This is a genomic window from Flavobacterium frigoris PS1 (genome assembly GCF_000252125.1).
Taxonomy (GTDB): Bacteria; Bacteroidota; Bacteroidia; order Flavobacteriales; family Flavobacteriaceae; genus Flavobacterium; species Flavobacterium frigoris_A.
Window position 1 is genome coordinate 1 of record NZ_AHKF01000038.1, and the last position, 9819, is coordinate 9819.

Genomic DNA, 9819 nt, shown 5'->3' on the forward strand with positions numbered 1-9819 from the left:
CCTATTAAAGATAACATATTTTTTTTCTCAGTTGAATTTTTCAATTTTAAATTATTTTTTCGCGTTATTAATTGATTATATTTATCTTAAATAATTATGTTCTAAATTTAATAGGTCTTCACGATCACCAAACTGTTTATTAAATATTTTACTAAATGAATATACTATTGCTAATTGAATACGATGCTCATTTTTACCAAATAAACTTTCAGTAAAGCCCGTATTTTCAGTATAACGATATTGTAAACCAATATCAAAACTTTCTCCAATGCGATAAAAACTATTTGCAATAATTATTAATTGATTTGAATCTACTTCTAAATTGGGTAAGGATTTGTATCCACCACCTATGGATATTTGATAATTAGGTCTTTCTAACTTTTGTTTTAAAAATCGAAATGTACCAAAGACGGTTGTTGATTCTGTTCTTGTATAATCAAAATACTCGTTTAACGTAACTACTTCTTTCCAACCAAAATTTTGAATGGCTTGAAGTCTAAAGTCGATAAAGTTTATTGGATCCGGCTTTAGGTTCAGGGTCGTACTAAATAGAAGATTTTTAACTGAAGCATCAAAATCGTTTGAGTAACCTAGTCTATCAGTAAAATAATTGTTATAACTTATACCAATTTCTTGAATTACATTTCTATTCCATCTTTGACTTAATGGCACTTTATACATAAGAGATGCTCCTATTGAATTTAATCTAAAATCATCGGGCACCATACTGTCATAAAAATTTTCTCCGTGTAATGACACATAAAGCCGTTGTTTAAATATGTGACTGTATTCTAATACATTGGCATATTGATCTCTTTCTGTATTTACTCCATCTGAAAATGGATTTAAAGCATAGGTAAATTGTTGCGCATCATCATCTCGAAGTGTAGGAAATTGATTTAAATTTGTTTTAGCGAGAGTTCTACCAAGTTTGACAATGTTTTTTTGATCTTCTAAACGAATAAAAATATTATTGTAAAACACTTCTCCTAGATTAGAGTTTGCATCTGGGAATTGAAGTCCTAAAACAAACTGTGCTCTCCAATTATTATAAAGTTTTTGACGTAAGCCCATTAATAATTGGGTATCTGAAAAATCTGAAACAGCACTTGATTCGTCAGAATTTAAATTTAAATTTCCAGAGAAAACTCCTTTGGCTCCGATTTCAAATTCTGGTGTAATCTGTGCATTTGCTAGGCCAGAAAATAAGATAGCTATATATATAATTTTTTTCATTTTAATCTATTTAATTAATTATTCGTCAAGAGCAATTTTTGGTAGCTTATCTTCTCCAAACATCATTTTGTTCCTATTACTCATTTTCTCATTTCCCATAGAATCCATTCCTTCCATATCTCCCATACCAGCTTTTGAATTGTACATAGGGTTTCCAGAATGTTTTGAAATAATTAATTCATCAGCTGGTAAATCTTCATATACCAAAGCCAGTAAGTTTCCACCAGGATATAATCCGTTGTTAGTTACTTTACGTGTATCATGATCATGAAACGTCCAAATACCTCTATTTTTACCTTCGACAATAATATCAAAAGTTTTCCCAGGTGTAAGAGGTACAGTATTTCGCTTCCAAGGATTGTCAATAGGCACACCATCATCAGCTACCATCCAAAAATCGTGACCGTGTAAATGTAGATGATGTGTTTCTGCACCTGCATTTATAAGCCTAATACGGATATTTTCTCCAGACTTAATAAATACATACGGAGTAGACGGGTAAGACTTACCGTTTACAGTAAACCAATTTGCTTGAGGCAAATCAGAATTTGATCTTCTGTTTGTAACATATGGTGGTTGGTATCCATTTTCGATACTGGTCATAAATTGGTCTTTATTGTCAAACACTGCCCATTGTTCAGGGTCAAATCTTTCTTCTTTCATTAGATAACTGCGTTGTTTCATGCGTTCTAACATAGTGTTCATTTCTTCTCGAACGTAGTTAGTATCATGTGAAGAATAGACTAATGTATATTCACGTTCATAAGGAAACTGTTTTTTTATAGAATCATTCGGGTTTTCGATAATCAAACTTCCGAACATTCCTGCTTGCATGTGCATTAAGGTTCCCCAATGACAATGGTAGAAATGAGTTCCTTCAGGCTCCGCAACAAACTCGTAAATAAATTCATTTTTTGGCATTACGGGTAGTTGGGTAACAAAAGGAACACCATCCATTCTCCAAGGTACATGAACGCCGTGCCAGTGTATGGTGTGATTAAGATCTGTTTTATTTATAAATTTTACTCTAACCTTATCCCCAGCATTAACTCTTATTTCTGGACCAGGAATCATATCATTAAAAGCAAGTGTATGATATTTATAGCCTGGTGCAGGCTCATGAGTGTGAATATCTATGTAGAGTTCAAACTCTTTCCATTCTCCGTCCATTTTATAAATTAATGGTTGAACGAGTTTCTCTTTATTGTCAATTTTTGTTTCTTTTGCTAATAAATTACCAGGAAATAATACCAATCCTGCTGATGATAAAGCACCAGTGGTTAAAAAATTTCTTCTGTCCATAATTTTTCTATTTGTTTTTTATTTGTAAATTATAAAAAGCACCAATACAAGCACCTATAAGCCAACCTAAAATAAATGTTTGTATAATGCCAAAGAATGCTTCTAAAAGTGGTACATCCATTCTTATAATACTTGTCGTATCTAACCCGTGTAATAAGCTATTAAAAAAAATAACACTACCATCTTTTCCAACGGTATTAATCACAATCATACACCCCAAATAAAGTAGAGTTCCCGTAAATCCGGTTGCAAACCCCATTTTTTTTACGTTTAGTCGAAACATAATTTTAAGGCTTTTAATTAATTGTTGTTGTCTAAAATCTTTTTTGATTCTTGAAATTCTTCTTTAGATAGTTCACCATTTGCAAAACGTCTTTTCAAAATGTCTAGTGGGCTTTCCTTTTTAGATTTTTGATAGGGTATATCCGCTGGAACAAAGAAAATCCATACTAAAAAAAACATCCATATAATCCACCATATCAGGTGCATTCCTCCGTAATTTGAGCTGTAATCATGCATAATTTTATCTTTTTATGTTGTTATTAATTTATTACTGTAATGGTATAGCCAATTAGTTCATCAAGTTGTTCTTGTAATTCCTCAACTGAAAGAGCTTCATTTATCGTAATGATGGTAGCTCCTCTAGGTATCAGAGCAATCTCTACTTTGTCAATGCTAGGATGTGATTCTAGATTTTTTTTCACCCTTGCTACACAGCCACTACAACCGATGCCGTTTATTTGAAATTTTTGTTTCATTGATTTTAATTTTTAGTGATGTTCATGATCTTTAGATTCTATGTTAGGTATTTCTTTATTGCGTTCGTGTTGCTTTTGATCTTGTTGGGAATTATTTTGGTCACCATGACTATGTGAGCCATTAGGCATAAACAGGTGACATGCAAACATGAAAATGATGAAAAGGAAAAGTGAGAAACTACTTCTTACACCAAATGCGGGTGCTAAAAATATAAGTAATAGCGGTAATACACAGCTGATCATCATCCAAATCAAGTGATTATTTTTCATTATTAGTATTTTTAGAATTTAAAAAAAATTAGTGATGGTTAGTATGGTCTTTATCAGTTGGCATAGCCATCTTGTTCATACCCTGCATTTCCATGCCTTTTTCTTCCATCATCTTTGTGCAAGATTTGATGCAGTCTTCACTCATCATTCCTTTTTCGTGCATCATTTTCATCATGGTTCCCATCATTTTACCGTCATTCATCATTCCGTTCATCATGGAGTACATCATTGTACTATCTTTCATCATCACTTGTATACCTTCTCCTTGCATCATGGCGCCCATCATTTTTGGATCACCCTGCATCATTTGCATGTCTTTTCCTTGCATATTCGCCATGAATTCTGTCATAAATTCTGGATTTCCTGCAATGGTTTTGATGATTTCACTCCTTGTTTCAGAATTTTGAAGCATCGTTTTTACATTGGTTTTTTGATCGCAACTGCTTAAGCTTAACAGCCCAATTACAGATAAAATAATTACTAGAGTTTTCATATTGTTTGTTTTAAATTAATCTAATTTATTGGCTTTACAGGTAGCTTTCCTGCATAATTTCCGTTGTATTTTATATAATTTCATCATAAAATTTGCGTTCCCAACTTTCTGAATTTTTATAATCGGTCATACTCATTCCTATTATTTCTCTGAACTGTCTTGACAGATGGTTGATACTACTATAGTCGAGCTGATATGCGATGTCTGAAAAAGAATACTGCTTTAACTGGATAAGTTCCTTTGCTTTTTCAATCTTTAATTTGATGAAATATTTTTCAATAGTTGTTTTTTCTTTCTTCGAAAACAGTTTACTCAACGTTTTGTATTCTCGATGCAACAAAGAAGAAAGAAGTTCAGATATGTTTACCTTAATTGATAATGGTAAATCAACTAATAATTCTATAAGTATTATTTTTATTTTTTCAATTAGCATTTCATCTTCATTTTGCACAATTTCAAAACCATTGGACTGAAGAACTTTGAAAATGCTTGACAATAAAGTTGGATTTATATTTTTGTCTGTTTTTACGATAAGTTTTCCTAGCTCTAAGGATAGGATAATAACCTTAAGGTTTTCGAGTTCTTGTTTGATGACGGTAAGGCAGCGACTGCATACCATGTTTTTAATCCAAAATTCTTTCTGCATACTCATATTACATTCGATTTAATTCAAATAATTTAGTTAACATTGTAATTACCATTACAATCATAATTGCATTTTAACTGAAAGAGCTACATTTTTCGTGATGAGGTTGCTTCTTTAAGTTTTAGTATATTTTCTTATTTATCGACGTTAGGACACGATTCTAGAATTTTATTTTCCCTTACTACTCATCCACTTCAACCGATTCCGTTTATTTGAAATTTTTGTTACATTGATTATAGTTTTTAGATTCTATGCTAGGGTATGCAATAATTATTTTCTTATAACTTTTATTCCTTTTTAGAATGATTTTTTTTGTTATAATTAAAATTGAACTTGCTAATAGTATCGTTTAATACTTCTTCTCTGTTTAAATTCGAATTTACGATGAATATCAAGTAATTAACATGATATTTATCAGGTTTCAAAAGTTTGTAATCAAAAAAATGAATATTAAAAATGATTACATCCCATCCATTAGTTGCGTATTCTACGCGGCCCAAATACTTTTACATCACTACTTTGTATAATTCATAATTGGTTCCTTTTATTAGTGTGTCTCCTTTCAAGTAAGAACAAAAAAAAAGTAAGACCAACATAAACCGTTTGTCTTACTTTTAATTAATTCTTAATATTTTGTCGTTACCCGTACAATTAAGGCAAAGTGTTTTATATTTGGATGAAATTTCAAGATTGATTTCAATACGTGATATGGAATAACCTTTATACCCAATACGACAAGTTAAACAAATAGCAATATATTCTTTTGAAATCTTCATAATTTAGCACTTATATTGTTACTATTAACAATTTTGTTACTATGTGAAATTATAAATTTAACAAGTGTTTAATTAGTATAATTTTGTATTTTTTTAGTATAATTTACAGATTATCAAATGCATTATGCTTTTGATCTTTTTATTTTTTTAAAACTAGTAGCAGTTAATCCTGTTACTTTTTTAAACTGCTTACTTAAATGAGCAACGCTACTATAATTTAGTTGATAGGCTATTTCACTCAAGGAATGTTCATTGTATATTAATAATTCTTTGGCTCGTTCTATTTTTTGAGCAATAAAATAATGCTCAATAGTCATTTCGTTTGCTTCTGTAAAAAGATTACTTAAATAATGGTAATTCTGGTTTAGTTGATCGCTGATATGATTAGATAAATTTATTTTCAACACTACTTCAGAATGATGTACCAAATTTAAAATTATGATTTTTATTTTTTCAATGGTTTGACTTTTTCGATCATCTATAATTGCTAATCCTAAAGAGTTCAAATTAATAATTAGTTGTTCTCTTACACTGTATATGCAATCTTCTCGAATTGTAATTTCGCCGATTTCAACACATACAGGAGTAAGTCCAAGTTTTTTAAACTCGGACTTCACTATTACCTTGCAGCGATTACAAACCATGTTTTTAATAAATATCTTCACTATTACTCTTTATTCTGTAAACGAACAATCATTTCATTCATTTGCTTAATCTCTCGTTCTTGAGCAGCAATTATATCTTCGGCTAATTTTTTGGCTTCTGGGTCTTTAAAGTCCACATTACTACTTGTCATAATTGCTGAAGAATGATGGGGAATCATGGCTTTCATATACTGAACGTCACCAATAAAAGTTTGAGTTCGGAGTAAGTACAATGTTCCAAAAAAAGAGATTGCAGCAAATGCAATTATCCCCACATTAATTTTACGATTAGGATACATTTTCCACATGAATAATAGCATAGTAATTGCCATTGCAGCAATCATTAAAGTGGTCATGTAAAAACGAGTAATACTATTAAAAATGTGACTAAATGCCTCCACATTTAAAAACATTACTGAATACATGATTACGAATGAAACCGCCATGATTACGGCAAATTTAGCATAAGGATTAATCTTTGAGCGCATGTTGTCTTGATCCATGTTTCGATGTTTTAATTATAGTTAAGTGCTAATTTAATATTTGCTTGGCTTTTTAAATTATCATATTATTATAGATATTTATGGAATTACCATGTGATATTGTTAATTCATTTTTTCAATAGACTGTTTGTCATTACTGCTATAATCTTTTAAAGTTTTCATATAGTTATAATTAGGAGCAATTCATATTAAAATTAAAAACGTACAGAAAGTCCACCTCCAGCACCGTAACGATTGTCGTAACTCCCCATCAAGGAGATATTTCTTGATATAAAGTATTCTGCTCCTGCACTCCAAACGGTTTCTGGAACGAAGTCCTTGTTGATTGGTAAGTTATTTACAAGACCTAAATCTATTTGATATTCATAGTACCCAAATATTGAAAATTTTGGGAAAAGCATAATGCTTCTTCCTAACGAAATTCTAGGTCTCAATTCATTATCAATTCGCGCATCGAGTGCAAATAAATAGGGTGTTAGATAGCGCAGACCAACGACAGCGGTTGTATTAAATTTATCTAAACTTTTACGAGTTTCATTTTCTATGTTTACACCTCCAAAGACACGTAAATAATCATGTAAATAGTATTCATATGTTAGTTCTCCTTCTATATTTTTGTTCCATCCGTACTCAAAAGAGGCATTGAATTGGTTTCTGATATTGGAAGTCACAATATTAAGAGCTGTATAATTCGATGCTGCGTCGACTATTCCCCAAGTATAATACTTATTTGTTTCTGCTATTAGGTCTGCTACTGGATATCCTTTCATTCTTACATCTCGAGGTGTATCATAGCTAATAACCCTAGCCATTCCACCCATCATATGATATAATATGTGACAATGGAAAAACCAATCGCCGTACTCGCTACCGTAAAATTCAATAGTTACTTCCTGCATTGGTGGAACATTGACCGTATGTTTTAAAGGTGAATATTCGCCATTTTTATTAATTACTCTAAAAAAGTGACCATGTAAATGCATAGGATGATGCATCATTGTTAAATTGTTGAGCGTTATTCTCGTTACTTGATTTCCTTTAATATTAATTTTATCCGTCTCAGACAGTGGTACGCCATTCATACTCCAGATGTAACGGTTCATATTTCCCGTAAGGTTTAGCAAAATTTCTGTTACGGGAATTCTTTTATCATAGGCTGTTTTATGTGGAGATTTTAGATAGTCATAATTGTACTCTGAAAACAAATCCATTCCTTTCATTGTAGAATCCTTTGGCATATCCATTTGCTTTTGGCTCATGTCGTTCATTTTCATCCCTTTTATCTTGGAATGATCCATTTGTATTCCTTTTACTGCGGTATCCTTTGGCATATCCATTTGCTTTTGGCTGATGTCTTTCATTTTCATCCCTTTCATCTTGGAATGGTCCATTTGCATTCCTTTCATTGCGGAATCTTTTGGCATACCCATTTGCTTATGGTTCGTGTCGTCCATTTTCATCCCTTTCATTTGCGAATGATCCATCTTCATAGAATTGTCGGGCATCTTCATTCCTTGTGATTTATCCATCTGCATCCCATATTCTTTTTTCATTTCAAAACGTTCGTCTTTTTTGGGTCTGAATTTTAGAGCATGAGCGCCCATTTTCATATCCATTTCCGCCATTTTTTGCATCATCCCAATCTTATCGGGTTTTGGGATTGTTTCTGCAGCCAATACTTGTCCAGAACCAAGAAATGCTGATGCTGTCCCAGAGCCATCTTGTGCCGTAATTTTAAATTCTATTTTTCCTTCTTTTGGAATAGTCACAATGAAATCATATGTTTCTGCAATACCTATAAAAGTCTTATTCTTTTTGATTGGTACAACATCGAGACCGTCGGAAGAAACCAAGATCGGATTCCCTCCTCCAAATGTCATCCAAAATGACGTTGAAGCTCCACCATCAATTATTCTTAAACGGACTTTGTCTCCAGCTTTAAATTGAGGATACTCTGTTTTTTCTTCACCATTGATGAGGAAGGCAGGGTAATATACGTCAGCAATATCAGCGCCTTCCATCCGCTGCTTCCAAAATTTTAATTGTGCACCAAGGGCCCCTCTTGCAATTACTTGGTTAAGAGGTGTTGACGTACCTTTTCTGATGCTATACCACTCATTACCTCGTTTTAAATTTCGTAAAACATTCATCGGTTTTTCATTAGTCCAATCCGAAAGCATTAAAACAAGTTCCTTATCGTACTCTAATGTTTTCTTTTTTGGCATTATTAAAATAGAGCCATATACACCGCTCTGCTCTTGTAGCATGGTATGAGAATGATACCAATAGGTTCCAGATTGTTTAATAGGAAATTCATATTTAAGGGTTTGCCCTGGTTTAATAGGCGGAGTAGTTAAATAAGGGACACCGTCATAAAAATTGGGTAGAATAAGTCCGTGCCAATGGATAGAGGTTTCTTTTTTCATTTCATTTTTAACATAAATGACTGCATATTCGCCTTCAGTAAATTCCAATACAGGACCAGGGATAGTTCCGTTTACTGTCATTCCATTTACGGCTACCCCAGCTTTATTAACTGCTTCCTCTCTAATTGTAAGCGTATATTCTTTTACTGGACGTTTATCAACGTTACCTTCTATTGCCTGGCTAAAAATAGATTGGGTAACAATCAAAACCAACAATGCTGTATATTTAATACTCTTCATTATATTGTTTTTTAAATTGATCTTACATTCAATCCTACTTATGGAAGTAGTATTATAGTCGTAAGTTTTGCTTTTCATCATTTAAAATTTTTATTCTTTTTGTTTAAAGGAATATAAAATCTATTTAATGGATTTTTTGATGTGTATGTAGCGACCTCAACATAATAAATGTAAGGCTAAAAATAATTTATTTGTAACCTTACATTTATGGAGTGTTTTATTATTTTTTGTTGTTGCAACAGCAAGATTTTTCTTTCGGATTTTCCATAGTTTCATTGATTGTGTCATTAGAATTTTCCATTTCAATGGTATAATTTCCAGCCTTAGTTAAAGCTTCCTGTATCTGTGAAGTAGGAATGTGCTTTTCCATTGTAATTTGGGCTACTGCTGGTTCCAAGGTAACAATAGCCTCCACGCCACTTATAGCATTCAATGTAGTTTCTACTTTAGTACGACATCCATTGCAACTCATTCCGGTAATTTTATAAGAGTGTTTCATTTTATTATTATTTTTGATTACTTATA

General features: G+C 32.0%; 12 protein-coding genes. All 12 read right to left on the minus strand.

Annotated elements, in window-relative coordinates:
• Positions 1 to 81 precede the first annotated feature (81 nt).
• Entirely contained in the window at positions 82 to 1236 is a 1155-nt protein-coding gene (locus tag HJ01_RS16795) for a hypothetical protein (protein WP_007139710.1), read from the minus strand.
• Positions 1237 to 1254: 18 nt separating this feature from the next.
• Complete coding sequence (locus HJ01_RS16800; RefSeq protein ID WP_007139711.1) at positions 1255 to 2538, minus strand: multicopper oxidase family protein; 1284 nt, start codon at positions 2536 to 2538, stop codon at positions 1255 to 1257.
• 7 nt (positions 2539 to 2545) lie between these two features.
• Entirely contained in the window at positions 2546 to 2797 is a 252-nt protein-coding gene (locus tag HJ01_RS16805; protein WP_238531106.1) for a DUF5676 family membrane protein, read from the minus strand.
• Between the two features lie 41 nt (positions 2798 to 2838).
• Positions 2839 to 3057 carry an SHOCT domain-containing protein gene (locus HJ01_RS16810; RefSeq protein ID WP_007139713.1) on the minus strand — a complete coding sequence of 73 codons (219 nt, stop codon included), beginning with the start codon at positions 3055 to 3057 and terminating at the stop codon, positions 2839 to 2841.
• Positions 3058 to 3080: 23 nt separating this feature from the next.
• A complete protein-coding gene (locus HJ01_RS16815; protein ID WP_007139714.1) occupies positions 3081 to 3296 on the minus strand; it encodes a heavy-metal-associated domain-containing protein in 216 nt (71 codons plus the stop codon).
• Positions 3297 to 3308: 12 nt separating this feature from the next.
• Positions 3309 to 3566, minus strand: coding sequence for a hypothetical protein (locus HJ01_RS16820; protein ID WP_007139715.1), 258 nt, complete (start codon positions 3564 to 3566; stop codon positions 3309 to 3311).
• Positions 3567 to 3594: 28 nt separating this feature from the next.
• Positions 3595 to 4059 carry a hypothetical protein gene (locus HJ01_RS16825; RefSeq protein WP_007139716.1) on the minus strand — a complete coding sequence of 155 codons (465 nt, stop codon included), beginning with the start codon at positions 4057 to 4059 and terminating at the stop codon, positions 3595 to 3597.
• A 70-nt stretch (positions 4060 to 4129) separates the two neighbouring features.
• Positions 4130 to 4711 carry a helix-turn-helix domain-containing protein gene (locus HJ01_RS16830; RefSeq protein WP_007139717.1) on the minus strand — a complete coding sequence of 194 codons (582 nt, stop codon included), beginning with the start codon at positions 4709 to 4711 and terminating at the stop codon, positions 4130 to 4132.
• An 892-nt stretch (positions 4712 to 5603) separates the two neighbouring features.
• Complete coding sequence (locus HJ01_RS16840; RefSeq protein ID WP_202946667.1) at positions 5604 to 6149, minus strand: helix-turn-helix domain-containing protein; 546 nt, start codon at positions 6147 to 6149, stop codon at positions 5604 to 5606.
• Positions 6149 to 6628 carry a DUF305 domain-containing protein gene (locus HJ01_RS16845; RefSeq protein ID WP_007139720.1) on the minus strand — a complete coding sequence of 160 codons (480 nt, stop codon included), beginning with the start codon at positions 6626 to 6628 and terminating at the stop codon, positions 6149 to 6151. Before HJ01_RS16845 ends, HJ01_RS16840 begins: the two co-directional genes overlap by 1 nt.
• Positions 6629 to 6822: 194 nt before the next feature.
• Positions 6823 to 9294, minus strand: a complete 2472-nt coding sequence (locus HJ01_RS16850) for a multicopper oxidase domain-containing protein (protein ID WP_007139721.1) — start codon at positions 9292 to 9294, stop codon at positions 6823 to 6825.
• A 220-nt stretch (positions 9295 to 9514) separates the two neighbouring features.
• Positions 9515 to 9793 carry a heavy-metal-associated domain-containing protein gene (locus HJ01_RS16855; protein WP_007139722.1) on the minus strand — a complete coding sequence of 93 codons (279 nt, stop codon included), beginning with the start codon at positions 9791 to 9793 and terminating at the stop codon, positions 9515 to 9517.
• Positions 9794 to 9819: the final 26 nt, after the last annotated feature.

Excerpts from the sequence above, each read along its gene's own strand:
- HJ01_RS16795 (WP_007139710.1), bottom strand. The coding sequence starts at position 1,236 with ATGAAAAAAATTATATATATAGCTATCTTATTTTCTGGCCTAGCAAAT.
- HJ01_RS16800 (WP_007139711.1), bottom strand. The coding sequence starts at position 2,538 with ATGGACAGAAGAAATTTTTTAACCACTGGTGCTTTATCATCAGCAGGA.
- HJ01_RS16805 (WP_238531106.1), bottom strand. The coding sequence starts at position 2,797 with ATGGGGTTTGCAACCGGATTTACGGGAACTCTACTTTATTTGGGGTGT.
- HJ01_RS16810 (WP_007139713.1), bottom strand. The coding sequence starts at position 3,057 with ATGCATGATTACAGCTCAAATTACGGAGGAATGCACCTGATATGGTGG.
- HJ01_RS16815 (WP_007139714.1), bottom strand. The coding sequence starts at position 3,296 with ATGAAACAAAAATTTCAAATAAACGGCATCGGTTGTAGTGGCTGTGTA.
- HJ01_RS16820 (WP_007139715.1), bottom strand. The coding sequence starts at position 3,566 with ATGAAAAATAATCACTTGATTTGGATGATGATCAGCTGTGTATTACCG.
- HJ01_RS16825 (WP_007139716.1), bottom strand. The coding sequence starts at position 4,059 with ATGAAAACTCTAGTAATTATTTTATCTGTAATTGGGCTGTTAAGCTTA.
- HJ01_RS16830 (WP_007139717.1), bottom strand. The coding sequence starts at position 4,711 with ATGAGTATGCAGAAAGAATTTTGGATTAAAAACATGGTATGCAGTCGC.
- HJ01_RS16845 (WP_007139720.1), bottom strand. The coding sequence starts at position 6,628 with ATGGATCAAGACAACATGCGCTCAAAGATTAATCCTTATGCTAAATTT.
- HJ01_RS16850 (WP_007139721.1), bottom strand. The coding sequence starts at position 9,294 with ATGAAGAGTATTAAATATACAGCATTGTTGGTTTTGATTGTTACCCAA.
- HJ01_RS16855 (WP_007139722.1), bottom strand. The coding sequence starts at position 9,793 with ATGAAACACTCTTATAAAATTACCGGAATGAGTTGCAATGGATGTCGT.